General features: G+C 65.6%; 36 protein-coding genes and 1 tRNA gene. 9 read left to right on the top strand and 28 right to left on the bottom strand.

What is annotated here, in order from left to right; all coding sequences use genetic code 11:
• The first annotated feature begins 2 nt into the window (after positions 1–2).
• Positions 3–677: a phosphate signaling complex protein PhoU gene (gene phoU, locus LPA44_RS10670; RefSeq protein ID WP_230889567.1), complete on the top strand. Its 675-nt coding sequence runs from the start codon at positions 3–5 to the stop codon at positions 675–677.
• A 123-nt stretch (positions 678–800) separates the two neighbouring features.
• Here the strand turns inward: phoU and secY are convergent, their stop codons facing one another.
• From secY to LPA44_RS10545, 25 genes are read right to left on the bottom strand one after another with little or no spacing between them, the layout of a single operon-like run.
• The gene (gene secY, locus LPA44_RS10665) at positions 801–2,276 is read right to left on the bottom strand and encodes a preprotein translocase subunit SecY (protein WP_230889566.1); all 1,476 of its coding nucleotides are present in this window, start codon (positions 2,274–2,276) and stop codon (positions 801–803) included.
• 3 nt (positions 2,277–2,279) lie between these two features.
• Complete coding sequence (locus LPA44_RS10660) at positions 2,280–2,741, bottom strand: uL15m family ribosomal protein (protein WP_230889565.1); 462 nt, start codon at positions 2,739–2,741, stop codon at positions 2,280–2,282.
• A gap of 2 nt (positions 2,742–2,743) precedes the next feature.
• The gene (rpmD, locus tag LPA44_RS10655) at positions 2,744–3,208 is read right to left on the bottom strand and encodes a 50S ribosomal protein L30 (RefSeq protein WP_230889564.1); all 465 of its coding nucleotides are present in this window, start codon (positions 3,206–3,208) and stop codon (positions 2,744–2,746) included.
• Positions 3,208–3,846: a 30S ribosomal protein S5 gene (locus LPA44_RS10650; RefSeq protein ID WP_230889563.1), complete on the bottom strand. Its 639-nt coding sequence runs from the start codon at positions 3,844–3,846 to the stop codon at positions 3,208–3,210. The genes rpmD and LPA44_RS10650 overlap by 1 nt, the downstream gene beginning before the upstream one ends.
• Positions 3,843–4,400, bottom strand: a complete 558-nt coding sequence (locus tag LPA44_RS10645) for a 50S ribosomal protein L18 (RefSeq protein ID WP_230889562.1) — start codon at positions 4,398–4,400, stop codon at positions 3,843–3,845. Before LPA44_RS10645 ends, LPA44_RS10650 begins: the two co-directional genes overlap by 4 nt.
• Positions 4,400–4,849, bottom strand: a complete 450-nt coding sequence (locus tag LPA44_RS10640; protein WP_230889561.1) for a 50S ribosomal protein L19e — start codon at positions 4,847–4,849, stop codon at positions 4,400–4,402. The genes LPA44_RS10645 and LPA44_RS10640 overlap by 1 nt, the downstream gene beginning before the upstream one ends.
• Positions 4,846–5,562: a 50S ribosomal protein L32e gene (locus tag LPA44_RS10635; RefSeq protein WP_230889560.1), complete on the bottom strand. Its 717-nt coding sequence runs from the start codon at positions 5,560–5,562 to the stop codon at positions 4,846–4,848. Before LPA44_RS10635 ends, LPA44_RS10640 begins: the two co-directional genes overlap by 4 nt.
• A 3-nt stretch (positions 5,563–5,565) precedes the next feature.
• Complete coding sequence (locus LPA44_RS10630) at positions 5,566–6,102, bottom strand: 50S ribosomal protein L6 (RefSeq protein ID WP_230889559.1); 537 nt, start codon at positions 6,100–6,102, stop codon at positions 5,566–5,568.
• Positions 6,103–6,104: 2 nt separating this feature from the next.
• Entirely contained in the window at positions 6,105–6,497 is a 393-nt protein-coding gene (locus LPA44_RS10625; protein ID WP_230889558.1) for a 30S ribosomal protein S8, read from the bottom strand.
• A 2-nt stretch (positions 6,498–6,499) separates the two neighbouring features.
• Positions 6,500–6,655 carry a 30S ribosomal protein S14 gene (locus LPA44_RS10620; RefSeq protein WP_230889557.1) on the bottom strand — a complete coding sequence of 52 codons (156 nt, stop codon included), beginning with the start codon at positions 6,653–6,655 and terminating at the stop codon, positions 6,500–6,502.
• Positions 6,652–7,176 (bottom strand): 50S ribosomal protein L5, encoded by a 525-nt coding sequence (locus LPA44_RS10615; RefSeq protein WP_230889556.1) that lies wholly within the window; start codon positions 7,174–7,176, stop codon positions 6,652–6,654. The genes LPA44_RS10620 and LPA44_RS10615 overlap by 4 nt, the downstream gene beginning before the upstream one ends.
• Complete coding sequence (locus LPA44_RS10610; RefSeq protein WP_230889555.1) at positions 7,173–7,892, bottom strand: 30S ribosomal protein S4e; 720 nt, start codon at positions 7,890–7,892, stop codon at positions 7,173–7,175. The genes LPA44_RS10615 and LPA44_RS10610 overlap by 4 nt, the downstream gene beginning before the upstream one ends.
• Positions 7,889–8,245 carry a 50S ribosomal protein L24 gene (rplX, locus tag LPA44_RS10605; RefSeq protein ID WP_230889554.1) on the bottom strand — a complete coding sequence of 119 codons (357 nt, stop codon included), beginning with the start codon at positions 8,243–8,245 and terminating at the stop codon, positions 7,889–7,891. Before rplX ends, LPA44_RS10610 begins: the two co-directional genes overlap by 4 nt.
• 2 nt (positions 8,246–8,247) lie before the next feature.
• Positions 8,248–8,646 (bottom strand): 50S ribosomal protein L14, encoded by a 399-nt coding sequence (locus tag LPA44_RS10600; protein ID WP_230889553.1) that lies wholly within the window; start codon positions 8,644–8,646, stop codon positions 8,248–8,250.
• Positions 8,646–8,975 (bottom strand): 30S ribosomal protein S17, encoded by a 330-nt coding sequence (locus tag LPA44_RS10595; RefSeq protein ID WP_230889552.1) that lies wholly within the window; start codon positions 8,973–8,975, stop codon positions 8,646–8,648. The genes LPA44_RS10600 and LPA44_RS10595 overlap by 1 nt, the downstream gene beginning before the upstream one ends.
• Entirely contained in the window at positions 8,966–9,331 is a 366-nt protein-coding gene (locus LPA44_RS10590; RefSeq protein ID WP_230889551.1) for a ribonuclease P protein component 1, read from the bottom strand. Before LPA44_RS10590 ends, LPA44_RS10595 begins: the two co-directional genes overlap by 10 nt.
• Position 9,332: 1 nt before the next feature.
• Complete coding sequence (gene rpmC / locus LPA44_RS10585) at positions 9,333–9,563, bottom strand: 50S ribosomal protein L29 (protein WP_230889550.1); 231 nt, start codon at positions 9,561–9,563, stop codon at positions 9,333–9,335.
• Positions 9,563–10,576 (bottom strand): 30S ribosomal protein S3, encoded by a 1,014-nt coding sequence (locus LPA44_RS10580; RefSeq protein WP_230889549.1) that lies wholly within the window; start codon positions 10,574–10,576, stop codon positions 9,563–9,565. The genes rpmC and LPA44_RS10580 overlap by 1 nt, the downstream gene beginning before the upstream one ends.
• Entirely contained in the window at positions 10,576–11,052 is a 477-nt protein-coding gene (locus LPA44_RS10575; protein WP_230889548.1) for a 50S ribosomal protein L22, read from the bottom strand. Before LPA44_RS10575 ends, LPA44_RS10580 begins: the two co-directional genes overlap by 1 nt.
• Before the next feature lie 3 nt (positions 11,053–11,055).
• Positions 11,056–11,478, bottom strand: a complete 423-nt coding sequence (locus tag LPA44_RS10570) for a 30S ribosomal protein S19 (RefSeq protein WP_230889547.1) — start codon at positions 11,476–11,478, stop codon at positions 11,056–11,058.
• A gap of 2 nt (positions 11,479–11,480) precedes the next feature.
• The gene (locus LPA44_RS10565; protein ID WP_230889546.1) at positions 11,481–12,203 is read right to left on the bottom strand and encodes a 50S ribosomal protein L2; all 723 of its coding nucleotides are present in this window, start codon (positions 12,201–12,203) and stop codon (positions 11,481–11,483) included.
• A 2-nt stretch (positions 12,204–12,205) separates the two neighbouring features.
• Positions 12,206–12,460, bottom strand: coding sequence for a 50S ribosomal protein L23 (locus LPA44_RS10560; protein WP_230889545.1), 255 nt, complete (start codon positions 12,458–12,460; stop codon positions 12,206–12,208).
• Positions 12,457–13,209 carry a 50S ribosomal protein L4 gene (rpl4p, locus tag LPA44_RS10555; RefSeq protein WP_230889544.1) on the bottom strand — a complete coding sequence of 251 codons (753 nt, stop codon included), beginning with the start codon at positions 13,207–13,209 and terminating at the stop codon, positions 12,457–12,459. Before rpl4p ends, LPA44_RS10560 begins: the two co-directional genes overlap by 4 nt.
• A 2-nt stretch (positions 13,210–13,211) precedes the next feature.
• The gene (locus tag LPA44_RS10550) at positions 13,212–14,225 is read right to left on the bottom strand and encodes a 50S ribosomal protein L3 (protein WP_230889543.1); all 1,014 of its coding nucleotides are present in this window, start codon (positions 14,223–14,225) and stop codon (positions 13,212–13,214) included.
• 4 nt (positions 14,226–14,229) lie between these two features.
• Positions 14,230–15,081 (bottom strand): putative RNA uridine N3 methyltransferase, encoded by an 852-nt coding sequence (locus tag LPA44_RS10545; protein WP_230889542.1) that lies wholly within the window; start codon positions 15,079–15,081, stop codon positions 14,230–14,232.
• A gap of 295 nt (positions 15,082–15,376) precedes the next feature.
• Here LPA44_RS10545 and LPA44_RS10540 point away from each other — a divergent pair.
• A tRNA-Gly gene (locus LPA44_RS10540) sits at positions 15,377–15,447 on the top strand.
• A gap of 115 nt (positions 15,448–15,562) precedes the next feature.
• Here LPA44_RS10540 and LPA44_RS10535 read toward each other — a convergent pair.
• The 3 genes from LPA44_RS10535 to LPA44_RS10525 all read right to left on the bottom strand — a co-directional run bounded on the left by LPA44_RS10535 (position 15,563) and on the right by LPA44_RS10525 (position 17,152).
• Positions 15,563–16,561: a type I restriction enzyme HsdR N-terminal domain-containing protein gene (locus LPA44_RS10535; RefSeq protein ID WP_230889541.1), complete on the bottom strand. Its 999-nt coding sequence runs from the start codon at positions 16,559–16,561 to the stop codon at positions 15,563–15,565.
• A gap of 198 nt (positions 16,562–16,759) precedes the next feature.
• Entirely contained in the window at positions 16,760–16,930 is a 171-nt protein-coding gene (locus tag LPA44_RS10530; protein ID WP_230889540.1) for a DUF1059 domain-containing protein, read from the bottom strand.
• Between the two features lie 42 nt (positions 16,931–16,972).
• A complete protein-coding gene (locus LPA44_RS10525) occupies positions 16,973–17,152 on the bottom strand; it encodes a hypothetical protein (RefSeq protein ID WP_230889539.1) in 180 nt (59 codons plus the stop codon).
• 228 nt (positions 17,153–17,380) lie between these two features.
• On the opposite strand from LPA44_RS10525, the gene LPA44_RS10520 reads away from it, so the two are divergent.
• The 7 genes from LPA44_RS10520 to cruF all read left to right on the top strand — a co-directional run bounded on the left by LPA44_RS10520 (position 17,381) and on the right by cruF (position 23,589).
• A complete protein-coding gene (locus LPA44_RS10520) occupies positions 17,381–18,658 on the top strand; it encodes an MFS transporter (protein WP_230889538.1) in 1,278 nt (425 codons plus the stop codon).
• A gap of 43 nt (positions 18,659–18,701) precedes the next feature.
• Positions 18,702–19,016, top strand: a complete 315-nt coding sequence (locus LPA44_RS10515) for an MTH1187 family thiamine-binding protein (protein ID WP_230889537.1) — start codon at positions 18,702–18,704, stop codon at positions 19,014–19,016.
• A 42-nt stretch (positions 19,017–19,058) separates the two neighbouring features.
• Complete coding sequence (locus LPA44_RS10510) at positions 19,059–19,307, top strand: hypothetical protein (protein WP_230889536.1); 249 nt, start codon at positions 19,059–19,061, stop codon at positions 19,305–19,307.
• 84 nt (positions 19,308–19,391) lie between these two features.
• Complete coding sequence (mch, locus tag LPA44_RS10505) at positions 19,392–20,327, top strand: methenyltetrahydromethanopterin cyclohydrolase (protein WP_230889535.1); 936 nt, start codon at positions 19,392–19,394, stop codon at positions 20,325–20,327.
• 67 nt (positions 20,328–20,394) lie between these two features.
• Complete coding sequence (locus LPA44_RS10500; RefSeq protein ID WP_230889534.1) at positions 20,395–21,930, top strand: phytoene desaturase family protein; 1,536 nt, start codon at positions 20,395–20,397, stop codon at positions 21,928–21,930.
• Positions 21,930–22,757: a prenyltransferase gene (locus LPA44_RS10495; protein ID WP_230889533.1), complete on the top strand. Its 828-nt coding sequence runs from the start codon at positions 21,930–21,932 to the stop codon at positions 22,755–22,757. Before LPA44_RS10500 ends, LPA44_RS10495 begins: the two co-directional genes overlap by 1 nt.
• A complete protein-coding gene (gene cruF / locus LPA44_RS10490; protein ID WP_230889532.1) occupies positions 22,750–23,589 on the top strand; it encodes a bisanhydrobacterioruberin hydratase in 840 nt (279 codons plus the stop codon). Before LPA44_RS10495 ends, cruF begins: the two co-directional genes overlap by 8 nt.
• Positions 23,590–23,639 lie beyond the last annotated feature (50 nt).

Below are 23,639 nucleotides of genomic sequence, written 5' to 3'. Positions count from 1 at the left end.
CGTTGCCACGCGAGGAGTTCCAGCAGTCCCTCGACGACCTCCGTGCTAGCGTCTCCGAGATGGGCGACCTCGTGTTGGGTCGCCTCGACGACGGCCTCGACGCGCTCGAACACGGCGACGACGACCTTGCGCGAGCTGTCATCCGCGGCGACGACGAGGTCAACGAGCGCTACCTCGCCCTGGAGAGCGAGTGCATCGACCTGTTCGCGCTCCAGCAGCCCGTCGCCGGCGACCTCCGGTTCGTCGCCGCGTCGTTCAAAATTCTCACCGACCTCGAGCGCGTCGGCGACCTCGCGACGAACTTCGGCCGGTACGCGCTCGCCACCGACGATGCCCGCCGCGTAGACGTGGACGTCGTCGACGTCGGCCGGGACGCCGGCGACCTCGTCGCGGACGCTCTCGACGCGTACGCCGACAGCGACACCGACGCCTGCTACGATATCTCCGAGCGCGACGACGACATCGACGCGCTCTGTCAGGCCGCCAGCGAGCGCGTCGTCCGTGACCTCATCGAACGCGAAGCCGGCGACGACCCCTGGCAGACCGAAGCGCTGATGGACGACGTCTCCCGGCTGTTGTTGACGATTCGGGACGTCGAACGCGTCGCCGACCACGCCGTCAACGTCGCGGCGCGCACGCTGTACGCCGTCGAGAGCGACCCGGAACTCGTCTACTGACGCTGCAGGCTCTTCTCGATTCGTCGCTGTCGCTGTCCAGCGTAGCACGCGAAGAAAGTGTGGTTGTTGCGTCGCGGTCGATGCGAGAGCCGGTGGGCCGTCCACCCAGCGTTCGGCGCGAGGTTAGTCGCCGCCGCCGAACATGTCCCGCATCATCGGGTGCATCTCCATCATCTGCTCTTCGGCGATCTCTTCGTAGAGCTTGTACGTGATGGATATCGTCAGTAGCAGGCCCGTCCCGGTGACGTTCCCGATGGTGCCGAGCATGTTCGCCATGACGGCGAGCAGCCCGACGAGCGCGCCGCCGAGCACGGTCACCTGCGGGATGTACCGTTCGAGGACCTTCTCGATGACCCCGAGGTTCTTCCGGAACCCGGGAATCTGCATCCCCGAGTTCTGAATCTGTTTCGCGGTGGCCTTCGGGCCCATGTCCGTCGTCTCCACCCAGAAGATGGCGAAGATGGCGCCGCCGACGATCATGAACGTCAGGTCGACCCCGATGCGAACCATGATCTGCCAGGGCTCGATGGTCGCGGGCGTGCCGCCCAGCCACCACATCCAGCTCTCGCGGTTGTACACCGGCGAGAGGTAGTAGAACAGCCCGCCGATGGCGGTGCCGTCCGAGTAGACACCCAGCCAGGATGGGAGGTTCGTCGTTGAGTTCAGAATCTGCCCGATGAATTGGATGTTCGCCTGCAGCGCACGAACGAGGATCATCGGCAGGACGCTCGCGTAGATGAGCTTCACGGGGAACCGACCGCGCGCGCCCTTCACGCGTGCGTGGCTCAACGGAATCTCGACGCGAACGCTCTCGGCGTACACGACGGTGACGTAGATGAGCAGCGTCGTGAACAACCCGAGGATGCCGCCCTGGATGAGCAGGAACGACAGCCCGTCGACCGAGAGCATCGGTGGGATGTTCGAGACGTTGCCCAGTGCCAGGTCGACCCAATTCGGGAGCAGCCCCTGGTTCGGGAACTGCCCCTCCCAGAAGATGAACCCGCCGACGAGGCTCTGGCTCACGCCTGCCACGATGAACAGGCCGATACCGGAGCCGACGCCCCACTTCGAGATGACCTCGTCCATGAACAACAGGAGAATGCCACCGGCGGCAATCTGGGCGAACAACAGCACCTGCACGCCCAGCGAGCCGATGCCGAGGCTCTGCGCGACCGCTGCGCTAGGCTGCAGGAAGTTCCCGAAGAACACCATCGGGATGCCCGTCAGGAACACCATCACGATGACCAGCAGCTTCTGGAGGCCCTGGTAGAGTGCCTGGTCACGGGGGTCGTTCGTGTCCAGTCCCAGCAGGTTCGCCCCGCCGAGCAGTTGGAGCACGATGCTCCCCGTGACGATGGGGCCGATGCCGAGTTGGAGCACTGTACCCTGGCCACCGGCGAGCAGGCTTCGGAACTGTGCGAAGAGGTCCTGACTCGCGCCGGTGTCGAGCCCCCAGAGCGTGACGTTCGTCAGGAAGAAGTACAGGACGAGCACGCCGGCCGTCCAGTACATCTTGCGGCGGAACGGCACGTGTCCTTCCGGACGCTGGACTGCGGGCATCCGCGTGAGGACCGGTGCGGCAGTCTCCTTCCATCCCATGGGTTACTCCTCGCTGTCCTCGGTACCGCGCTCGGAGACGACGGCGTCGCCGCCCTCGCTCTCGATGAGTTCGACGGCGCCTGCGGAGAACGCGTCCGCCGTCACTTCGAGCTGTTCGTGGACCTGTCCGCCACCGAGCACTTTCACGACGTCGGCTTCCCAGCCGTCCTCGGCGACGTCGCGGGCGTCGACGCGATAGCCGAACTCCGTCTCCTCGGCGACCTCGTCTGCGGCGAGCAGCGCGATGTCCTCGTCCAGCTTCTGGACGGAGACCTCGCGGACGTCACGGTCGGTCTTCTCCGGGCGCTTGAAGCCGGACTTGCCGACGTCCTCGTAGTTGTGTTGCTCGTGTTTCTTACGACCTGCCCGACCGCGGCCACCACGATTACCGGCACCGCGCCGGTTCTTGTGTGTGCCGCCGCCGTGCGTACGGGAGCCGCGCTGTCGTCGTTTCTTGCTCGTCATAGTTAGTGCATGTCGGTGAGGAGGTCGTCGATCTCCTCGGTGGTGTGTTTGCCGAGCTGGCCGCCGTCACTGACCGGCTTCTTGATGCCGTCGTGGCCGCCACGCGGCGGGTGCAGACGGAGCGCGGGTGCCAGACCGGCGTTGCGGAGCGTCGTCTCCTCGTCGAGGAGCGCGCCCGCGAGGTCGGCGACGTCATCGTACTCGGTGTTCTCGGCGACCCACTCGTCGTCGATGTCCGCGGAGCCCGTCTCGGGCTCGCCGCGGGCTTCGATGAGGTCGACGAGCACGGCCTCGCTCGGTTCGCCGAACGCGACGAAGTCGTTGACCTTCGCGACCATCCCCTCGTACGCGTCCGTCTCGGGGACGAGCGCGCAGTGGTTGACGCTGTGGATGTTCAGCATCTCGAACGTGTCGACGACGTCTTCGCTGATGTTGACCTCGCCGCGCAGTTGGACGACTGCCTGCATCACTCGATCACCTCACGCTGCTCGTGAGCATGCTGGGGGACGCGGGCTTCCGCGGTCTTCCGGAGCGCGTTGAACGTCGCTTTCGCGAAATTCACGGTCGTCCGGGTCTTCCCCGAGGAGCGCGTCCACACGTCCTCGATACCTGCGAGGTCGAGGACGTGGCGCACAGTCTCGCCGCCCGCGAGGCCGAGGCCACGCGGCGCGGGAATCAGTTCGACCTCGACGCTCCCGGCCTGCCCAGTCGTCTTGAGTGCGACAGTGTGGGGGCGCCCACAGCCACACTCCCAGGACCCACAGCCGCGGGAGACGTCGATGATGTTCAGTTTCGCGACCTCGATCGCCTTCTGGATGGCGCCGCCAACCTGGTCGTCGCGGCCTTCCGCGTAGCCGACGTAGCCGTCGCGGTTGCCGACGACGACAACGCAGCGGAACTTCACGCGTCGACCGGAGTCGGTCATGCGCTGGACCATGTTGATGTCCAGCACTTCGTCGTCGAGTCCCGGCAGCAGGTTGTCGACGATCTCCGGCTCCTTGAGCGGGAGTCCGCTGTCGAGGGCGTCGGACATCGAATCGATGTCGCCGTCCTTGACGAGGCGACCCAGGCGTGTCTTCGGTTCCCAGGTGTCGTTGTAGCTCATTCGTTGTCCTCCAAGATGGCCTCCCGCACTTCGTCGAAGTGCTCGGGAAGCTCCGTTGCGTCGAACTCGCCGCTGTACAGCGGCTCGTCGAGAGACTCAGCGTACTCCGCGATGTGTTCGCCGCGCGTCCGCGACCAGTCCGCGAAGACTGTGTCGTTGTGCGGAACGTCCAGGCCGGCGTCGATTGCGCCCTCCTGAATTGCGAACACCTTCGAACCCGGGGTCGCGGTATTGAGGCCGATGTCGAGCACGCCCTCGTCCGCGTCCGTGTCCTGTGCGTGCACTCCGGCGAGCAGCCCCGTCAGGTACGCTGCAGGCAGGTTCCCCGTGGGAGCCTCCCAGCCGTACTCTTCGAGGTCGCTGGAGTGTGCACTCGCGATCGTTTCGTCGCCGTCGGGGCCGGTCGCGACCAGCTGCGCCGTGACGTGCTTGTTGCTCTTCCGAGCAACGAGCCGAGGTTTCCCTGACTTCAGGAGGCGCAACCTCTGATGGTAGTCGGTCCGGACCTCGCGGCGGCGCCGCATCGGTACCTTATATCGTGGTCCTGTCGCCATTAGCTATCACCGTAGTGTTCTTCGACGTATTTCTCGAGGCGTCGGACGCTGTCGAACTCGCCACCGTTGGCCATGTTGTACAGCTTCCGGTACTGACTCTGGGTAATCGTCCCTTCGTCGCGGAGTTCCCGGAGCGTCCGCCGCTGCGCGCGAATCCGGCCCATGTACGACTGCTTCTCGTTCTCACGAGCGCCCGACTTCCCTTTGCGGGAACCGGGACCCTTCTGGTGTCCGTAGGCCTTCTTCTCGTCGCGCTCGCGTGCGCGACCGCGCGAATTTCCGTGCTTTTCCTCTGCCGCAATCGTCCCTTCGTCGACGAGCTCGCGGATGTCCTCTCGGGTAATCGCGTCCGCGATTTCGGCCTGCGCCTCGGGGTCGAACCAGACGCGGTTCTTCCCGACGTCGAGGACGTCGGCCGCGAGTCGCTTCTGTGCGCTCAGGTCGCTCATTGGTCAACCTCCACTTCGACGTAGGTCGGATTCAGGACGCGGATGCCCGCTTCTTCGGCCTGCTCCTCGATGCGTTCGCGCTTGCGTGCGCCAACCTTCGAGGCGATGCGGGCTGCTTCCGTGTCCGGGTCGATGCCGTCGAGGTCGTCCGTGTTGTGCACGCGGACTTCCTCGAAACCACTGGGGTGCTTGCCGCGAATCGCTTCCGGCGTCCGGAAGCCAGCTTCGACGGTGTCGCCTTTCCCCTTGATGCCGCGGCGCTGCTTGGACAGCGTGCCCTTCGGGCGACGCCACGACTTCGGCGTCCGCTTCTTCTTGTGGTAGTCCTGCCGGTTGAACTGCGGCTTGCCCTCGCGACGGCGCTTGTTCAACAAGCGCTCCTCGTCGTCGCTGAGCTCCGGCGTCTTCTCGGTGAGGCCGCGGGGACGGAGCTCCGTCTCCACTTCCTCTTCGGCTGCTTCTTCCTCTTCGGGTGCGGCTTCCTCGACTTCGGCTTCGGTCTCCTCTTCGACTTCGAGACCGCCGACGTCGGCTTTGATACGCGCGGCGAGCGCGTTGCCGATGCCGGAGACGTCCGCGAGTTCGCTCTGGCTCGCTGCCCGCATGTCCTCAACGGTGTCGTAGCCGGCCTCGCGGAGCGCTTCCGCCTTCGAGGGGCCGACGCCCGAGATGTCTTCCAGCGTCTGTGGCGTGTCGTTGTTCTCTTCTGCCATCTATCAGGCACCTCCCTTCGTGGGTTTATCGACGATGTACACGCCGTCCTGGAACACGCGCGTGTCCTTGTCGGTGACGCGCGTGAGCTGTTCGATGTCGGCCGCCGTCTGGCCGACGTCCTCGATACTCGGGCCGTTGAGCGTCACTTCCTCGCCATCGACAGAGACCTCGGTGTCACCGCGAACGGGCGTCCGTCGCGGAGCCTTCTCGCCGAGGAAGTTCTGGATGACGACTTCGCCGCCCTCGACTTCCACCTGCATCGGGAAGTGAGAGTAGTGCACTTCGAGCTGGTACTCCCAGCCCTCGGTGACGCCGTGGAACATGTTCTCCACGTGGCTCTCGAAGGTACCGACCGTCGAGAGCGTCTTCGCGTCGTCGACGTCGCTGGTCACGACGACGGCGTCGTCCTCGACGGAGACGCTGACGTCCGGATACCAGAGGCGGCGCGACACGGACCCTTCGGGGCCTTCGACGGTGAGGTCGAGGTGGTCGACCTCCGCCGTCACGTCGTCCGGAATTTCGATTTCGACTCGTGCCATGATTAGTATACGTACGCGATCACTTGGCCACCGATGCCCTTCTCGCGGGCCTCGTAGTGACTCATGATGCCGTGGCTCGTCGTGACGACGAGCGCGCCGTAGTCACGGGCGGGGAGATAGCGCTTCTCCCACTTCTCGTAACCGTCGGCTGCCACGGAGTACCGTGGGTTCACGGGGCCACACTCGTTGATGGCACCTTTCAGTTCGACCTCGAACCTGCCGGCCTTCCCGTCGTCGACGAACTCGAAGCCGTCGATGTACCCGCGGTCGTAGAAGACCTCGAGGACGGAGCCGACCATGTTGGAGGCGGGCTCTACTGTGTGCGTGAGGTGCCCGACGCTCTCGGCGTTGTCGATGCCGGAGACTGCGTCGGACAGGGGATCGTTTGCCGTCATTGTTAGCTGTACTTCTTGAAGCCCATCGAACGGGCAATCTCCCGGAAGCACTGTCGACAGAGCCAGATGTCGTACTTGCCGACAAGGCCCTGTTCGCGGCCACAGCGCCGACACTCGTGTGTCTGGCCCGTCTCTTCTGCTTGTTCGCTCTCGCTCATTCGTTGACCTCCACGTCGAAGTTCGATTCGAGGAACGCGACTGCGTCCTCGGGGTTGAGTCGGTGGTTCGACGGAATCTGTCGGCTGACCTGGTCGCGCTTCGCGACCCGGTAACCCGGGCGCACGAGGTTCACGGTCACGTCGAGGCCGTAGATACCGATGTCGGGGTCGTACTCCTGACTCGGGAAGTCGGTGTGCTCTTCGATGCCGAAGCTCACGTTCCCCGTGTCGTCGAACTGGCGTTCAGCCAGGTCGACGTTCGGGAGCGCGCGGTCGAGGAAGTCGTACGCGTCCTCGCCGCGGAGCGTGACCTTCGCGCCGATCGGGTCGCCCTCGCGGATACCGAACTCGGGCTCGGTGCGCTTGGCGGTGGTCCGGACCGTCTGCTGGCCCGTAATCTCCTCGAGGATGCCTTCGGCGTTCTGGAGGTCGACACCACCCTGGCCGACGCCCATGTGGGCGACGACCTTCTCGATGCGCGGCTCGCGCATCTCGTGGAAGTCGGCTTCAGTCTCGCTCATTCGTCATCACCCGGGAGGTCGGCGTCGTCCTCGACGAACTGTTCGTCGATGACGACGACGTACTGTTCGACCGTCTCGAAGCTACCGTCGGCGGTCTCCACGTAGACGGTGTTGTCGGCGCTGCCCGGCTGCACCGAAATCTCGTCGATGCGGCCGATGTCGCCGGCGTGCTGGCCCGCGACTGCGGTGACTAGCGCGCCCTCGCCGTACTCGAAGTGGGCGACCACGTCGTTGGACTCGTTGTCCACGACGATGGAGTCGTCCCCGCTGTAGACGTCCTCCTCGACGATGAGGTTCGTGCCGTCGTGGAGGTTCAGCTGGGTTCGCCCGCCGGAGACGGTGGTCTTGTCCTCGACCTTGCTGAGCTTGCTGTCCGCCGCGTCCGCGTCGATGGGCGTGAGACCGAGTCGGCCCCCTTCGTCGGGGAAGACCCGGTAGTGTTCGTCACGCTCGGGGAACGCCAGGATGTCGAACATCCCGATGGGGCGGTTGACGTCGCCGACCGAGCCACCGTTGACGAGCACGCCGTCAGTGTTGATGGCGTACTGCGCTTCGCTGGTGTCGTCGACGTAGCCCAAGACGTCCCGGAGCACGACGACGAGCGGTACGCCCGACTCGCCGTGCGGACCGGCCCCGGCCTTCGCGGTGAACGTCTCCGTCTTCCGCTCGACCGGCCAGGATTTCGGTACCGAGAGTCGCTTCTGGTGGTTCGTCATTCGTTGTCACCTTCGAGCCGCGCGGCGCGCACGTCGTCTTCGAGGTCGAGTTCGGTGACGCGGAGGTTGCTGGCGTCGAGGGGCTTGGGCAGCTCCTCGCCGTCGGCCTTCTCCACGGTTACGTCCTCGACCCTGACGGTCTCGTCGCGCAGGTCGACGTCGACGACCTCGCCGGTCTCGCCGGCGTCGTCGCCGCGCATCACTTCGACGGTGTCGCCGACGTTGACGCGAACGCGTCGCTGGTCGTACTCCTCGCGGAGGTCGTCGGACAGCGTCGCGTGGACCTGCTTCTGTCGCTCGTGAAGCGGCGCGCGCTCCGTGCGGTTTCGCTGTTTGTGTGGTTGTTTGCTCATGTCTATACAATCATCGTGGCGGTACTCGCGATGGTACCGTACCGTTCCGCCACTTCGCGCGAAATCGGACCCTTGATTTCGGTCCCGCGAGGCTCACCGAGGTCGTCGATGATGACCGCGGCGTTGTCCTCGAACTTCACGCGAGTGCCGTCCGGCCGTCGAATGGGCTTGCGCTGGCGCACGATGACCGCTTCGAGGACCTGGCGACGCATCTCCGGCGTCCCCTTGGTCACCGAAACGGTGATGGTGTCGCCCAGCCCGGCCTTCGGATGGCGGTTCTTGGTTCCTTGATAACCCTTCACACTCGTGATTTTGAGCTCGCGTGCGCCAGTGTTGTCTGCGCAGTTGATGAGCGAGCCCTTCTCCAGACCCTGCGTGACGTCTGCCTTGATGGCTTCCATCAGGCGTCACCTCCGTCGGTGACTTCGACGACCACGTGGGATTTGGTCTTCGAGAGCGGTCGGGTTTCTGCGATACTGACCGTGTCGCCAACCTCAACGTCGAGGCAGTCCGGCTGGTGTGCCGGGACGCGCGACCGCCGCTTCATGTAGCGGTCGTACTTCGGCACGAATACGTCGTATTCGCGCTCGACGACGATGGTCTTGTCCATGTCGGTGGAAGCCACTTCACCCTCGATGACCTGACCGCGCACGGAAAGATTTCCGTGGAACGGGCAGTCCTCGTGGGAGCACGTGCCTTCCGGTTCTGTTACGTTCAGTCCTATCGCCATTTCGAATCAACTCCGGTTTCGGAGCGTGTAGCGGGTCGTGAGAGCAAATCGACCCCATCCACCGTAACGTAGGCCACGCCCTCGCCAGTGGTTTGGCTCTCGCCACCTGCAGGTTGAGACGCGGTCCCGGTCTCCTTCGCGGAGACCGCAGCTTCATCTGTGAGTCGGAACTCGAATTTCGCCCCCCGCTTGGGGACCTGTTTGACGCCCGAGTCCGTATCAAGGACGAGTGTCCGCATCGTCTCGCGGACGACCTCGCCCTCGATGCCGACCCGCGACGGGTCCGTCGACTCGACGACCCGCGCGTGCAGGCCGACGAGTTCGTGCCGTGGCAGGGTCTCGGGCGTCACTGTCATCTTATTCGCTCTCTGTTTCCGCTGCTGCTTCGAGGTCGCCTTCCTCGCGCTGAATCGTCTTGATTCGCGCGACGGTACGACGGAGTTCACCGATGCGGCCCGGGTTGTCCGGGGCGCCGCCAGCGGCCTTGACGGCCTTGGCGTTCAGCAGCTCCGTCTCGATGTCTTCGAGCTCTGCTTCGCGTTCCGCGGGGGTCATGTCCCGAATCTCTTCGGTGTGGAGAATCGCCATTATTCCTCACCCTCCTCGGACTCTTCTTCGGTCTCCATCTCTTCGAGGAGTTCTTCGGCGGTCTCCTCCGCGTCGGACTCCAGCTCGTCGAAGTCCTCGGTGTCGACGTCCTCGGCCTCGGCTTCCACATCGGCGGCGAGTTCGTCGAGGTCCTCCTCGACGTCCGCGTCCGTGGAGTCCGGCGGCGAGGTCGACGACTTGCCTTCCTCGTCGTGGCGCTCGGGGCGCGCACCGCCCTCGGGCTCCTCCTCGACGATTTCTTCCTGCGCGAGGTCGTCGGCGGCTTCCGTGGTGGCTTCCTCGCCGGGCGCTTCGCCCTCGGGGCCACCGGCCTCGATTTCCTCGCCTTCGCCTTCGAGCAGCTCTTCGAGCTCCTCGCTGGCTTCCTCTTCCTCGACGATGAGGTCCTCGATGTCGGCGTCCTCGTGGATCTCGAAGTCGTCGGGGAGCTTCGCTTCCGGCGGAATGATTTTGACACTCACGCCGATGGTGCCGAGCTTCATCACGGCGACGCCTTTGCCGTGGTCGACGATTTCCTCGGCGGGCTCGCCGTTGTGCTTGATGTAGCCGCGGTTGAACTTCTCGACGCGGCCACGGTTGCCGGTGACCTTCCCGCTCAGGACGATTTCGGCGCCGAGTGCGCCGGCTTCCATGATGCGGTCGATGGTCGTGTGTCCGGCCTTGCGGAAGTACCAGCCACGCTCGAGCGCGTTCGCGAGGCGGTCCGCGACAATCTGTGCGTTCAGGTCGGGTTCGTCGACCTCCTGAACGTCGATCTGCGGGTCCTCCAGGTCGAATCGCTCCTCGAGCTGGGTGGTGATCTTCCGGATGTTCTTCCCGCCCTTGCCGATGACCATTCCGGGCTTCTCGGCCTTGAGGACGATCTGCATGCCCATCGGGGTCGGGGCGAGTTCCATGCCGCCGTAGCCGGCGCGCGCCAGCTCTTCGGCGAAGAACTCGTCGATTTGGGAGCGCTGGAGGCCCTGCTCGATGAACTCCATCTCGTCGGCCATTACGCGCTCACCTCCTCGGCGTCGGGTTCGACGACCACGAGTTCGACATCACAGAGGGTCGTGTTCCACGGGTCCGCCTTCCCCATCGCACGGGGTTTGCGGCCGCGGCTCTCGTCGACCTTGTGCGGGGCGACGTGTTCGATGACCATCTGGTCCGCGTCGAAGCCCTGCTGGTCGGCGTTGTTTGCCACGTTCTCGAGGAGCTTCAGGAAGTCCTTCGAGGCCTTCTCCGGGTACCGTCCCGCGTCCCAGCCTTCGATGTCGTTCCGGTGACCGACGCCGCTGTTGTGCTGCTTGAACGGCACGGACTGCTCCTCGTTGATGACGGCGTCGAGGTACTCGCGTGCCTCGGCGACCGTCTTGCCCTTGACTTCGCGGGCGATGGCTTTGCTGTGCTTCAGGCTGATGGGCCGCTCCCGGAGCATCGCTTTCGCGGTGGCGTCCGGGTCGGTGTCCACGCTGTAGCTGATTCCCATAGTTTACTTGAGCGGCACGAACTTCGAGGAGCGGGTCGCGCCGATGCCCGCCTGCCCGTGTTCGACCGAGTTTCGTGTGAGCTGGAACTCGCCGAGGTAGTGCCCGATCATCTCGGGCTGAATCTCGACGCGTTCGAACTCCTGTCCGGTGTACACCGCGAACGTCAGCCCGACGAAATCCGGCAGCACCGGCATGTCGCGCAGGTGCGTCCGGATGGGGTCGTTTGCCGTCTCCTCGGGCGTCGATTCGCGGGCTTCCTCGAGCACCTTCTGGTGGTCGTCGGACAGCCCACGGGTGATGGTTCGCCGCTGGCGTGCGGGGAGCAGTTCCGCGACTTCGTCCAGGCTCATCTCCTGGAGTTCGTCGAGGTCGTAGCCGCGGTAGGTGAACTCACCCTCGCGGCCGGTTCGGTATTCCGTACTCATGGTTACTTGTTGCCTCCGCGGCCAGTCCGCTTGGAGGCGATGTCGCCGACTTTCCGGCCCGGCGGCGCGTTACGGGAGACGCTCTTCGGTCGGCCGGGGTGCTGGCGGCCGCCGCCACCGAACGGGTGGTCGACGGCGTTCATCGCAACACCACGGACGATGGGCCACTTGCCGCCGCGGGTCTTCATCTTGTGGTGTTTGTTGCCTGCCTTCACGAACGGCTTGTCCGTGCGACCGCCACCGGCGACGACGCCGATGGTGGCGCGGCAGTCCGGCGAGAGTCGCTTGACTTCGCCGCTGGGCAGCTGCACGACCGCGGCGTCGCGCTCGTGCGTGACGAGGTCGGCGTTGACCCCGCTCGCGCGAGCGAACTTGCCGCCGTCGCCCGGCTGACTCTCGACGTTACAGATGGGCACGCCCTCGGGAATCTCCCCGAGCGGCAGCGTGTTGCCCTCCTCGATGGACGCCGAGATGCCGACTTCGAGGGTGTCGCCGACGGCGACGCCCTCGCTGGCGAGCACGAGGCGCTGGTCGCCGTCCTCGAATTGGACGTTCGCGACCGGCGCGCTGCGGGCGGGGTCGTGTTCGATGTCGACGACCTCGCCGGCCAGCACGTCAGTCTCCTCGGTCTTGCGGTGCGAGAGCTCTGCTTTGTACCGGTGGGACGGCGCGCGGAACGTCGACGTACCGCGGCCGCGCCGTTGGCCTTGAATTCTTCGTCCCATGTTCAGAACACCCCGATGCGGGAGGCGACGTCCTGTGCGTCGTCCTCGTCGGACAGCGTGACGGTCGCCTTCTTGTTCGCTTCCGGCGTGATCTGCGTGTTCACGTTCGTGACCGTCACATCGTACTGCTCTTCGACGGCGTCGCGAATCTCGGGTTTGGCGGCGTCGATGTCGACGACGAACTGGAGCTTGTTCTGGAAGTCCATCTCGTCCATCGCCTTCTCCGTCACGATGGGGTAGTCGATGATGCCGCTCATCGGTCGGCCACCTCCTCGACGGCGCTCTCCGTCCAGACGGTCAGTCGGCCGGGCTCGGCGCCCGGCGCGAGGTCCTCTGCGTTGACTTCGCGGCCCGTCGCGACGTCGACGCCCGCGAGGTTCCGTGCCGCCTTCGACGGCCCGGTCTCGCTGGAGGTCACGACCAGCAGCGACGAGGGCTCCTGGTACTTCCGGCCGCGGAGCGTCCCCTGGCCGGCGCGGACGTTGCGTCCGTCGTCGGCGCGCTCGACGTCCGAGTGGACGCCGACCGATTCCAGGAACTCCACGACGTCCTGGGTCTTCACGAGGTCCTCGAAGTCGTCGCTGACGACCAGCGGGAGCTCGGTGTCGTCGTCGAACGCGTGACCGCGCTCGGCGACGACGTCGGCGTCCGTGGTCGCCGCGATGGCGCTCCGGACGGCCGCTTTCCGCTCCTTGTCGTTGACGTCGAGACCCGGGTCTTTCTCGGCTTTCGGCGGGTGCGCTTTGCGACCGCCGACGGTCTGCGGGACGCGCGCGCCACGGCCTTCCGTCTTCGGGACGTGAGCCATGCCGCGTCCGCTACCGTGGGACTCGGCGGAAGTGCGCAGGCCCGCGTACTCGTCGGAGCCGTGCTTCTGGGTTCGGTTGGCCTGAGCGGCGAGGACGGCACGCTTGACGAGGTCTGGTCGGACGGGTTCCGAGAACACGTCCGGCAGGTCGAGCGTCCCGGCGTCGTCGCCGTTCAGGTCGCGTACAGTTGCCTGCATAGTTATCCTTGGTTAGATTCGGTGCTCACGTAGCGCACCTCGGGGTCGAGGCGCGGCGACTCGCTCGGCCGGACGGCCGGGCGGAATCGCACGAGGCGCTGCTCCGGACCGGGCACCGAGCCCTTGACGAGCGTGTAGTTGCCGTCGACTTCGCCGTAATTCGGGAAGCCGCCGGCCGCACTCACGGCCTCGTCGTCGCCGTCACCGATGTCGATGACGCGCTTGTTGAGTTCGGTGCGCTGGTGGTAGCCTGTCTGCCCGAGCTGGGGGACCGTCGAGCGAACCCGGGAGGGGTTCCACGGTCCGAGGTTCCCGATGCGGCGCCGCCAGCCCTGGCGGGCGTGCTTGCCTTTCCGCTTCTGCACGCCCCAGCGCTTGACGGGCCCCTGGGTCCCTTTGCCCTTCGTGACGCCGGCGACGTCGGTGAATTCGCCGGCACGGAAGACGTCGCCGAATTCGTGTGCGCCGCCGTCCTCGAGGAGGTCCGCGGCGAAGTCGACGCGCTCCTGGAGGGAGCCGCCGCCGACGCGCGTCTCCATGATGTCGGGCTGCTTCTTCGGCACGCTCGAAAGCTCGCCGGGCACCGTGTGGGTAACCACACGGACGTCGGCGATGTCTTCGGATTCGAGCGCTTCGGTCAATTCGTCTGTCTCTCCGCCCGTTTCCGGGACGGAGAGCGCGCGGTCGAGAGACTCGTGGGTGTCGTCGGCCCAGACTTCCGTTAGCGGCTTCTTGCCGTACGGCGTGTCCTCGTAGAGGCGGACGGCCGCCGCCCGCATGGGCGGCGTTTCGACGACGGTGACGGGCACGGTCGTCTCCATGCCCTCCGTCGGCGCGTTCGCCTTGTCGTCGACGAGGACGACGTGGGTCATGCCGGCTTTGTAGCCAGCGAAGCCCTGAAGGCCAACTTGGCCGTCGTCTTCGGGCCACGAGTTGAAGCGCGGTACTTCACTCTCCGCGCGCTTGCGGGGACTGAACCCCATCGAGCCTTTGCGTGGTCGGTTTGGCTGTGGCATCGTATCACTCCGTGAGCGTCAGACAGCCGAGGGAGGCGAACATCGCTTCTTCAGTTCGCACAACCTCGCTGCCCTGCGACGGGATGGTGTTGAGCCAGGCGTCGAATCGCGCGGGTGCGTCGGTAGATGGGTCGGCGACCGCCTCGCTGACCTCGTCTCCGGTGAGCCCGAGCATGGGCGGAAGCCCGCGCTTGGGTGCACCGAAGGCGACGGTCAGTCCGTCCCGGGCGGCACGTTCGACGTACCCCTCGAGGGAGGCCGCGGCAAGCGGCGTCCCGTGGCGAGAGGTGGCGATGCGAACGCCCGCGTCGGGTCGGTCGAGAGCGTCACCGAGGCCCGTGCGTTCGACCGAGAACCCCGGGAGGGGTTCGTCGACCAGCTTCGCACGGACCGGTCGTCGCGAAGAGACCCTGATGGTCACGCGCTCCCCCTCCTCGACCTCCATACCGGGAGGCGTCTGGAGCGAGATTGGGTGTTGCATGCCGCAATTGACCCGAACGCGCCCTTCAGATCCGACCTGGGTCACGATTCCCTGTCGTAACGACCCAGACCCGCTCGAGTCTGAGCCGGTCCATGACGAGAGACGGAGCGGCGGCAGGACACCGGCGTACTCCAGTTCGTCGCGCGTGTCGAAGGCCTCCTTTCGGAGGTACGGTGGCGTTGCGGCGTACCGCAACACCGTTTCGACGAACCCGCCGCCCCAGTGCCGTTCGCCGTCTTCGTCCGGGAAGACGACGAGCCGGTCCATCCGGAAGACCGCCGCCGCGCGGGCGACGTAACCGAGCTTGCGAGTTGCCTCGCGTTTGTCCTCGGCTTCCCGGACGATGGACGACGGCACGAGTACGCTGCGTGTCATGCCGTGTCGCGTCCGTGTCTCGTCACGAGACTGTAGCGTAGATACCGACCCCTCCTGTAAAAGGGTGGCGTTTCCCCCTCCACCCTGTGTGACCGTTTGACGCCCGTCTACCGCCCGAATCGCGTGCGAGACGTTCCCACTCTCGGCCGTATCGGTGACTTACTATATTTCACTACGCGCACGCGACCCGCGAACCCCACGCGGGCGGCAGCCTGTCGGTGCCTCTCACGGTCGGTCGCAAAGAACGGATTTATATGTGACCCCGCCGTTCGTTCGAATGCGAACGAAGGCACGCGCGCTGGTAGTGTAGTGGTATCACGTGACCTTGCCATGGTCACAACCTGGGTTCAAATCCCAGCCAGCGCACTTCTACTGTAACTACGCCCACCAGAGACTTCTGCGTCTCCCATAGTGACATTCCATCACTGAAGACTGTCGCTATCCGATTTTCGGATAGACACGATTGGAGTTTCGTGCTAAGTCACCAGCCGCCAGAGAACTCACACTCCAGCCCGACCTTGTTTGGTAGTTCCGAGATGTACCGCTTCTTCTCATCTGAACCGAGGTGTGTGAACAGATAGTAGCCCCCAGATACCCGTTGTTTTCTCTTCATTTTCTCCCCGTCTAGATGTTCAGGTTTGTCGTTGAGGAGCGCACGACTGCCTCGACCAGTCCCAGGGACGTATGGAATCTCGATCTCGTCTAGTAGATCTTCCTCCCCAATTAGATAGTTGACTAGTGCAGCCATCGCCTCAGACTGTACGTCCGCGACGACTCGATGGACCTCTCCGCCGTTCCGAGTGAGCCGAACCACGTACTCTTCGTCCCCGGCTTCCTCGCTACCACCGGAACGCTTACGAGTTACCTCCGTCCGGTGTGCTTGCTCCTCTAACGTCGCAATCAGGTCGTCTACGAAACTCTTCGCTTCGTCTTCGACTTGCTGTGACACTGCGTTCCCGGCGACCTCCGAAACGACACCCGTCACATCCTCGGCGAGTTCTTCCTTGTTCTCTCGGAGCGATTTGACTGCGTTCTGTACCGCCTCGATTTTCTCCGCAATCTGCCGGGATTCGCCAGAGTCGATAGACTCACGTGAGAGGGCTTTGAGCGGATGTTCATTGGCCGGCACGTCCTCAATATCGAACTCCGAGAGTGAAACCAGGTTGACTCTGTTGCTCGAAACGTGATGACGGAATATCTTGAACTCCCGCCCGTTCGAGAGGAGTCCCCAATCGACTCCGACCTGCCGCATGTAACTCTTGAGTTGCTCCTCGTGACCCTGTTCGAGCGGCGTATCGCACCCTTTCGCCTCGACGAAGACGACTGGCGTCCCATCTATCTTGAGCGCGTAATCCACCCGTTTCGTCGTCGACCCCATCTGGACGGAATACTCCAGTTCGACAGCCGAGGAGAGGATGTCCCATCCGAGAAGGTCGATTAGCGGCTCGATGAGTTTCCGCTTGGTGTTCTCCTCGTCCATCTGGGGCGAATCCTCGATCAGACCCGAGGAGCGTTCCGCATACTCAGATAACCCCTCACGAAGCGTCATTTCGTGCACCTCATCCTGGCAACCGGATAAAGATACTGAGAATTAGAACGGTCTGAAGTCGTCTTTGAGAGTGACGGAGCCGACGGTCGCAGTCGTCTTCCTCGCTGTCGGCCTTACACTCGTCGCCGCCTATCCCTGGACTTCGGTGACGTGGTCTTCGACATCCGCGCGGGAGAGTTCGCGGTCGTGTTTCCGTTCGGCGTGGTCCTGGACGTGGTGGACGAGCTCGTCGATGTCGCCCGATTCGAGGAAGAAGGCGCAGTCGTGGCCGGTGTCTCGGCAGCTGAACTGGTGTACCATGCGTGGGTCGTCGGCCGTGTCCGGAAAGAAGATTGTGGCAGATTACAGGTTGTCGCGGACGGTGGCGGCGACCGCAAACGCGACGGCGACAAGTGCGACGGCGAACGCGATGGAATCAGTGGTGCCGTCGCCGAACCGCCAGCCGAAGACGAAGTAGCCGACAATACCGAGGACGCACGCGAGCGCGGCGACGAGCGGGAAGCGGCTGTCACGACCGGGCATACGTAGACCGACTCGTGGGAGCCACTTCAACGCTGGTTCTGCGTTGCACGCCGTTCGGGCGAACGTATCACCGACTGGACTGTAACTCGCTTCACGAAGTCGTCGGTTCGGGAACGGTGGAAGTGCTGGTTCCCGGGTTGGTGGCCCGTCTCCCTGAGTCGGTTCGAGATTGATAACCACAGTCTCGGTGGTTATATGTCTGATTAGGATGACAGTCGGCTGTCCCCCATGAGCCGCCTGTCGAAGGCCGCGGTCGTCCGCCGGTACTACCTCTACCGGGCGACCGCGCGGCCGAACTTCCACTACCCCGTCTACACTCTGTTCCTCCTGTTCAACGGGCTCTCGCTCCCGCAAATTGGACTTATCGCGACCATCCAGTCCATCGTCGTCGTCGCCGGCGAGATTCCCACGGGCTACGTCGGCGACCGCATCGGCCGGCGGAACAGCCTCGCTGTCGGTGGGTTCCTGATGCTCGTCTCGAACGCGTCCTACCTCGTGGCGACCGACTTCGTCGGGTTCACGTTCACGTTCGTGATGCTGTCGTTCGGCGGGACGTTCCTCTCCGGCAGCGGGAGCGCGTGGCTCTACGACACGCTCAAAGAGCACGACGTCGAGGACAAGTACACGCACGTCTCCGGGCGCTCGCGCGCGCTCTCGCGATGGGTGCAGGTCGTCACCATCCCCGTCGGCGGCGTGCTCTACTCCATCGACCGGTTCTACCCGTTCTACGCGGGCATCGCCGCCGCGGCGCTCAGCCTCGTCTTCGTGCTCCGCCTCCCGAAGAACCGGATGTACGCCGACGGCGTCGACGAAGGCGACCTGGACGACGACGAGGACGACGAACTCACCATCGTGGATGCGCTCCCGGTCATCCGCGACCAGTTGCGCGCGCCCGACCTCCGGTGGTTCGTCGTCTACCTCGCGCTGTTCGCAGGTGCCATCCTCACGATGGACATGTGGATTCAGCCCATCGCCCAGGAGTCGTTGCGCGCGTCGTTCGGCCCGACACTGGAGTCGTGGGGGCTCACCGAGGGCGTCATCCTCGGACTGCTATACTCGGCGTTCACACTCGTCTCTGCAGTCGTCAGCGACTACGCTAGCGACGTCGAGGAACTCCTCGGTGTCCGTAAGGCGATGATGCTGATTCCCGCGTTCATCGCCGTCTCATACGTGTTCGCCGGAATGTGGGCGATACTCGCGTTCCCGATGTTCTTCGTCATGAAGGGCGGCGGCGCGCTGATGGGCCCCATCCAGAATCGCTACATCAACGACCAGGTGCAGTCCGTCAGCCGCGCCACGCTGCTGTCGTCGGTGAACATGCTCCGGCAGGTCGCGGGCATCCCGTTCCGCGTCGGCAGCGGCATCCTCGCGGGAATGTTCACGACTATCACCTCGGTTGCCATCCTCGGCGCCATCTTCCTCGTCGCGTCGTTCGTCCTCTGGTCGGTCGTCCCGCCCGTGAGCGCGGACTACGAGTCACCCAATACGACCGACGCCGAGGACTGACCGCGCCGCTGCCGCTAAGTACGGGCCCGACGCAGTACCGTCCGTGACAGTCATCGCACTCCTCAGCGTCGCACCGGTCACCGAAGAGAGCATGGCGAGCGACGTCGCGGACGCCGTCGCCGCGCTCGACGACTTCGACGTCACCTACGAGACGAACCCGATGGGCACGGTCATCGAAGCCGAGGACGTCGACACGCTGCTGGACGCGGTCGGCGCCGCCCACAAGGCCGTCAAGGGCGACCGCGTGAGCACGTTCCTGAAAATCGACGACAAGCGCACGAGCGACCAGACCGCCCGCGAGAAGGTCGACGCCGTCGAGCGCGAACTCGGCCACGAGGCGCGCTCCGACCGCGACTGAGTCACCCGAAGGCACTTACCGAATTCTGGCGTCGACTCGGACATGCACGCCGGGACACTCGCGCTCCTCGTGCTCGCTCTTCTGGGACTCGCGGCAATTGGTGGCGGCCTCGTTCTAGGTGACAACCCACCCACGTGCGACGAGACGCCGCCCGCTGGCGACGTCGAATCGACCGCCGAGAGCGGATGCACGGCACCGAACACGGTCCCCGCCGTCGCGCTCCTTCTCGGCGGCGGCGCGCTGCTCGTGTTCGCGGGATTCGGCGCTGTGCTGCGGGCGGTCGTGAACTGAGGCGCGTGCAGACCGTGGGCCGAGACGCCGCTGACCGCGGGTGGACTGAGAAACCTCTTGTGTCGGGGCGCCGAATCCGGCGGCATGGACAGTCTCAACCGGATGGCGCTGGAGCTCGCCGACGAAGCCCTCGAATTCACCGAGGAGCTGGACATCGGCGCGTTCGAGTTGGACAACGGCGCGACCGTCATCGACTTCGGCGTGGAGCACCGCGGCGGCCTCGAAGCCGGCCTGCTACTGGCTGAACTCCAGACCGCGGGCTTGGCGACCGTACAGACGCGCGTCGACGACGTCGCGGGCGCGACGTTCCCGCACGTCGAACTCGCCTGCGACCGCCCCGCCGTCGCCCTGCTGGGCGCGCAGAAGGCGGGCTGGGAGCTCACCGTCGACGACTACGAGGGCCTCGGCAGCGGACCCGCCCGTGCGCTGGTCGCCCGCGAGGGCGAGTACGAGGCCATCGACTACGTCGACGCCTTCGAATTCGCGGTGCTCGCGCTGGAGAGCGACGCGTTCCCCACCGAGGCCGCCGCCGAGCAGGTCGCGGAACTCGCGGACGTGAACGCGGAGAGCGTATACCTGCCCGCGTACCGCACCGCGAGCGTCGCCGGCAGCGTCACAGCCGCGTCACGGGCCGCCGAACTCGCGCTGTTCCGGCTGTTCGAACTCGGCTACGACCCGACGAACGTCCTCACCGCTTCCGGCAGCGCACCGGTCGCGCCCGTCGCGGGCGACGAGGAAGCGGCCATCGGCCGCACGAACGACGCGCTCGCGTACGGCGGCCGCGTCCACCTCACCGTCACCGAGGACTTCGACGAGTTCGAGGCGGTGCCGTCCTCGGCGGCCGACCGCTACGGGAAGCCATTCGCGGACATCTTCGCGGACGCCGACTGGGACGCCAGTGCCGTCGACGAGGGCGTCTTCGGCCCCGCGCAGGTCACCATCGACGTCACAGGCGGCCCGACGTACGCGCTCGGCGACGTCCACGAGGACCTGCTCGCCGAGGGCTTCGACGTCGCGTAACTGGCTCGTTGCAGCCGTAGCCGCCGGAGGGCGTCGTTTTATCTTCCACGCGACTAACGTTGCGTGCATGAACGCCCTGTCGGGTCAGTCGGTCGCCGTAATCGGCGCGGGCTTCGGCGGCCTCTCGACGGCCTGTTACCTCGCGGACGCGGGCGCGGACGTCACCGTCGTGGAGAAGAACGAACAGGTCGGCGGGCGCGCGAGCGCGCTCGAACGCGACGGCTTCACCTTCGACATGGGGCCGTCGTGGTACCTGATGCCCGACGTCTTCGAGCGGTTCTTCGCTGACTTCGACAGGGAACCTTCTGAGTACTACTCGCTGGAACGCCTCGACCCCCACTACCGCATCTTCTTCAAGGACAACGCCGGCCGCCGCCCGGGTCGCGACGCGCCCGGCCTCGACGTGAACGCTGACGGCGACGTGGTCGACGTGACGCCGGACCGCGAGCAGGTCAAGGAGGTGTTCGACGCCTACGAGCCCGGCGCGGGCGACCGCCTCGACGACTACCTCGCGCAAGCGAAGGAGAACTACGAGGTGGGGATGGAGCACTTCGTCTATGAGGACCGCCCCCGAGTCCGGGACTGGCTCGACCCCGACCTCGCGGAGTACGCCCGCGGCCTCACTCTACTCGGGTCAATGCAGGACCACGTCGAGAACTACTTCGACCACCCGAAACTCCAGCAGATAATGCAGTACACGCTGGTGTTCCTCGGCGGCGCACCGAACACGACCCCGGCGCTCTACAACCTGATGAGTCACGTGGACTTCAACCTCGGCGTCTACTACCCGGAGGGCGGCATGTCCGGGGTCGCCGACGGCATCGCCGAACTCGCCGAAGAACTCGGCGTGGAGTTCCGCACGGACCACCCGGTCACGAAGATTCACGGCTACCGCGGCGGCTTCAAGGTCGAGACGAGCGGCGAGACGGACGTGCTCGCGGACGTCGTGGTCTCGGACGCCGACTACGCCCACACCGAGCAGGAACTCCTCCCGGCCGAGAAGCGCCAATACGACGCCGACTACTGGAAGTCCCGGACGTACGCACCGTCGGCGTTCCTGCTCTATCTCGGCGTGGAGGGCGACGTCGACCCGCTCGCGCACCACACGCTCGTGCTCCCCTCGGACTGGGAGGAGCACTTCGGCCAGATTTTCGACGACCCCACGTGGCCCGACGACCCCGCGTACTACCTCTGCGTCCCCTCGAAGACAGACGACGCGGTCGCGCCCGACGGCCACAGCAACCTGTTCGCGCTCGTCCCCGTCGCGCCAGGCCTCGACGACACCCCCGAGGTCCGCGACGAGTACCGCGACCTCGTGCTCGACGACATCGCACAGAACACGGGCGTCGACCTCCGGGACCGCATCGTCGTCGAGGAGCGCTTCTCCGTCTCCGAGTTCGCGGAGCGCTACAACAGTTATCAGGGTACTGCGCTCGGCCTCGCGCACACGCTCCGGCAGACGTCGCTGTTCCGGCCTCCCCACCGCTCGACGGCCCTCGACGGCCTCTACTTCACGGGCGCGTTCACGACTCCAGGCATCGGCGTGCCGATGTGTCTCATCAGCGGCGAAATCACCGCCGACTACGTCCTCGAAGACGCGTAATGCTGCGCTACCTCCTCGTCCTCTCCCGGCCGCGGTTCTGGTTCTACCTCGCCGGCCCCGTCGTCGTCGGCGTCGCGTACGCCGCCGACACCGTCCCCGACCTGTTCTCGCTGCCCGCGGTCGCGCTGTTCGCGTACTTCCTCGTGCCCGCGAACGTCTTCCTCTACGGCGTCAACGACGCCTTCGACCGCGACGTCGACGAAGTGAACCCGAAGAAGGCGGACAAGGAAGCGCGGTTCAGGGGCGGCCGCGCCGTCTCGGCGGTCGTCGTCGCCTCCGGGCTGCTACTCGTTCCGATTGCAGCCTTTCTGCCGGCGGTTGCGTACCCGTGGCTCGTCGCGTGGGCGCTCCTCTCCGTGGAGTACAGCGCGCCGCCGTTCCGCTTCAAGACGACGCCGCTGCTGGACTCTCTCTCGAACGGCCTCTACGTGCTCCCGGGCGCTGCCGCGTACGCCGCCGTCGCGGGCCAGCAGCCCCCACTACTGGCAGTCGCTGGCGGCTGGCTGTGGGCGATGGGGATGCACACGTTCTCCGCGATTCCGGACATCGAGCCCGACCGCGAAGCCAACATCACGACTACCGCTACGGCACTCGGCGAGCGCCGCACGTACGCCTACTGCGCGGCGTGCTGGCTCGCGTCTGCCGCCGTCTTCGCCGTCGTGGACTGGCGCCTCGGCACAATCCTGCTCACGTACCCCGTCCTCGTCGCCGGCATCGTCGCCGGCGACGTCGCGGTCGACCGCGCGTACTGGTGGTTCCCAATCGTGAACACGGTCGTCGGCGCCGCGCTCACCATCGGCGCGCTCTGGAGGCTCACAAATGTCTGAAGCCTCAGCGCGCGCTCGCGTCGAACGCCGCCTCGACGAACTCGTCGCCGGCCACCGCTTCGAAATCGCCGTCGTGTTCCCCATCGTCGGGGCCGTCCTCCTGCTCGCCTCCGCGTGGGGGTGGCTCCCCGAGCCGCTGGCGTTCAACCCCTACCTCGTGCTCGCGGGCGTCGCCGTGATGCGCCTCCCCCTGATTGCGGGCCTGCTCCCGCTGACGGACCGCAAGGCCGCGGTAGCGGTGCTCGCGCTCGTCGCGTACGCCTTCGCCATCGAATTCGTCGGCGTCGCCACCGGCTGGCCGTACGGCCACTTCGAGTACCTCGTCGAACTCGGGCCGATGCTCGCCGGCAGCGTCCCGCTCGGCCTCCCGGTGTTCTTCCTGCCGCTGGTCGTCAACAGCTACCTCCTCGTCCTGCTGCTGTTCGGCCGCCACACCCGCCGCGCGGTCGTCCGCCTGCCCGCGGTCGCGGCGGTCGTCGTCTGGATGGACGTCGTCCTCGACCCCGGCGCGGTCGCGCTCGGCTTCTGGGCGTACGACGCCGCCGGCGCGTACTACGGCGTCCCGCTGTCGAACTACCTCGGCTGGGTGCTCTCCGCGACCGTCTCCGTCGCCGTCCTCGACTGGGGGTTCGACCGCGCCGCGCTCCGCGACCGCCTCACGCAGTGTCCCTTTTTCCTCGACGACCTCGTGAGCTTCGTGCTGCTGTGGGGTGCGGTGAACCTCGCGTTCGGCCAACTCGTCCCCGCGCTGGCGGCGGGGCTGCTCGGCGTCGCGCTCGTCGAGACCGACCGCTTCGACTTCAGCGTGCTCCGGCGGAATCCCGCGCGTTGACTTCCTCCCACCGCTAAAGCGGTGGGATTCCTCCGTGGGTAATCCAACCA

This window comes from Halobacterium sp. KA-4, from assembly GCF_021028995.1.
Taxonomy (GTDB): domain Archaea; phylum Halobacteriota; class Halobacteria; order Halobacteriales; family Halobacteriaceae; genus Halobacterium.
The sequence above is the reverse complement of the archived record's forward strand: the minus strand, read 5'-3'. Positions and strand labels throughout refer to the sequence as shown.

Bases quoted from the DNA above. Each gene is read 5' to 3' on its own strand.
- secY (WP_230889566.1), bottom strand. From the start codon at position 2,276: ATGGGATGGAAGGAGACTGCCGCACCGGTCCTCACGCGGATGCCCGCA.
- LPA44_RS10660 (WP_230889565.1), bottom strand. From the start codon at position 2,741: ATGACGAGCAAGAAACGACGACAGCGCGGCTCCCGTACGCACGGCGGC.
- rpmD (WP_230889564.1), bottom strand. From the start codon at position 3,208: ATGCAGGCAGTCGTCCAACTGCGCGGCGAGGTCAACATCAGCGAAGAC.
- LPA44_RS10650 (WP_230889563.1), bottom strand. From the start codon at position 3,846: ATGAGCTACAACGACACCTGGGAACCGAAGACACGCCTGGGTCGCCTC.
- LPA44_RS10645 (WP_230889562.1), bottom strand. From the start codon at position 4,400: ATGGCGACAGGACCACGATATAAGGTACCGATGCGGCGCCGCCGCGAG.
- LPA44_RS10640 (WP_230889561.1), bottom strand. From the start codon at position 4,849: ATGAGCGACCTGAGCGCACAGAAGCGACTCGCGGCCGACGTCCTCGAC.
- LPA44_RS10635 (WP_230889560.1), bottom strand. From the start codon at position 5,562: ATGGCAGAAGAGAACAACGACACGCCACAGACGCTGGAAGACATCTCG.
- LPA44_RS10630 (WP_230889559.1), bottom strand. From the start codon at position 6,102: ATGGCACGAGTCGAAATCGAAATTCCGGACGACGTGACGGCGGAGGTC.
- LPA44_RS10625 (WP_230889558.1), bottom strand. From the start codon at position 6,497: ATGACGGCAAACGATCCCCTGTCCGACGCAGTCTCCGGCATCGACAAC.
- LPA44_RS10620 (WP_230889557.1), bottom strand. From the start codon at position 6,655: ATGAGCGAGAGCGAACAAGCAGAAGAGACGGGCCAGACACACGAGTGT.
- LPA44_RS10615 (WP_230889556.1), bottom strand. From the start codon at position 7,176: ATGAGCGAGACTGAAGCCGACTTCCACGAGATGCGCGAGCCGCGCATC.
- LPA44_RS10610 (WP_230889555.1), bottom strand. From the start codon at position 7,892: ATGACGAACCACCAGAAGCGACTCTCGGTACCGAAATCCTGGCCGGTC.
- rplX (WP_230889554.1), bottom strand. From the start codon at position 8,245: ATGAGCAAACAACCACACAAACAGCGAAACCGCACGGAGCGCGCGCCG.
- LPA44_RS10600 (WP_230889553.1), bottom strand. From the start codon at position 8,646: ATGGAAGCCATCAAGGCAGACGTCACGCAGGGTCTGGAGAAGGGCTCG.
- LPA44_RS10595 (WP_230889552.1), bottom strand. From the start codon at position 8,975: ATGGCGATAGGACTGAACGTAACAGAACCGGAAGGCACGTGCTCCCAC.
- LPA44_RS10590 (WP_230889551.1), bottom strand. From the start codon at position 9,331: ATGACAGTGACGCCCGAGACCCTGCCACGGCACGAACTCGTCGGCCTG.
- rpmC (WP_230889550.1), bottom strand. From the start codon at position 9,563: ATGGCGATTCTCCACACCGAAGAGATTCGGGACATGACCCCCGCGGAA.
- LPA44_RS10580 (WP_230889549.1), bottom strand. From the start codon at position 10,576: ATGGCCGACGAGATGGAGTTCATCGAGCAGGGCCTCCAGCGCTCCCAA.
- LPA44_RS10575 (WP_230889548.1), bottom strand. From the start codon at position 11,052: ATGGGAATCAGCTACAGCGTGGACACCGACCCGGACGCCACCGCGAAA.
- LPA44_RS10570 (WP_230889547.1), bottom strand. From the start codon at position 11,478: ATGAGTACGGAATACCGAACCGGCCGCGAGGGTGAGTTCACCTACCGC.
- LPA44_RS10565 (WP_230889546.1), bottom strand. From the start codon at position 12,203: ATGGGACGAAGAATTCAAGGCCAACGGCGCGGCCGCGGTACGTCGACG.
- LPA44_RS10560 (WP_230889545.1), bottom strand. From the start codon at position 12,460: ATGAGCGGCATCATCGACTACCCCATCGTGACGGAGAAGGCGATGGAC.
- rpl4p (WP_230889544.1), bottom strand. From the start codon at position 13,209: ATGCAGGCAACTGTACGCGACCTGAACGGCGACGACGCCGGGACGCTC.
- LPA44_RS10550 (WP_230889543.1), bottom strand. From the start codon at position 14,225: ATGCCACAGCCAAACCGACCACGCAAAGGCTCGATGGGGTTCAGTCCC.
- LPA44_RS10545 (WP_230889542.1), bottom strand. From the start codon at position 15,081: ATGACACGCAGCGTACTCGTGCCGTCGTCCATCGTCCGGGAAGCCGAG.
- LPA44_RS10535 (WP_230889541.1), bottom strand. From the start codon at position 16,561: ATGGACGAGGAGAACACCAAGCGGAAACTCATCGAGCCGCTAATCGAC.
- LPA44_RS10530 (WP_230889540.1), bottom strand. From the start codon at position 16,930: ATGGTACACCAGTTCAGCTGCCGAGACACCGGCCACGACTGCGCCTTC.
- LPA44_RS10525 (WP_230889539.1), bottom strand. From the start codon at position 17,152: ATGCCCGGTCGTGACAGCCGCTTCCCGCTCGTCGCCGCGCTCGCGTGC.
- LPA44_RS10520 (WP_230889538.1), top strand. From the start codon at position 17,381: ATGAGCCGCCTGTCGAAGGCCGCGGTCGTCCGCCGGTACTACCTCTAC.
- LPA44_RS10510 (WP_230889536.1), top strand. From the start codon at position 19,059: ATGCACGCCGGGACACTCGCGCTCCTCGTGCTCGCTCTTCTGGGACTC.
- mch (WP_230889535.1), top strand. From the start codon at position 19,392: ATGGACAGTCTCAACCGGATGGCGCTGGAGCTCGCCGACGAAGCCCTC.
- LPA44_RS10500 (WP_230889534.1), top strand. From the start codon at position 20,395: ATGAACGCCCTGTCGGGTCAGTCGGTCGCCGTAATCGGCGCGGGCTTC.
- LPA44_RS10495 (WP_230889533.1), top strand. From the start codon at position 21,930: ATGCTGCGCTACCTCCTCGTCCTCTCCCGGCCGCGGTTCTGGTTCTAC.
- cruF (WP_230889532.1), top strand. From the start codon at position 22,750: ATGTCTGAAGCCTCAGCGCGCGCTCGCGTCGAACGCCGCCTCGACGAA.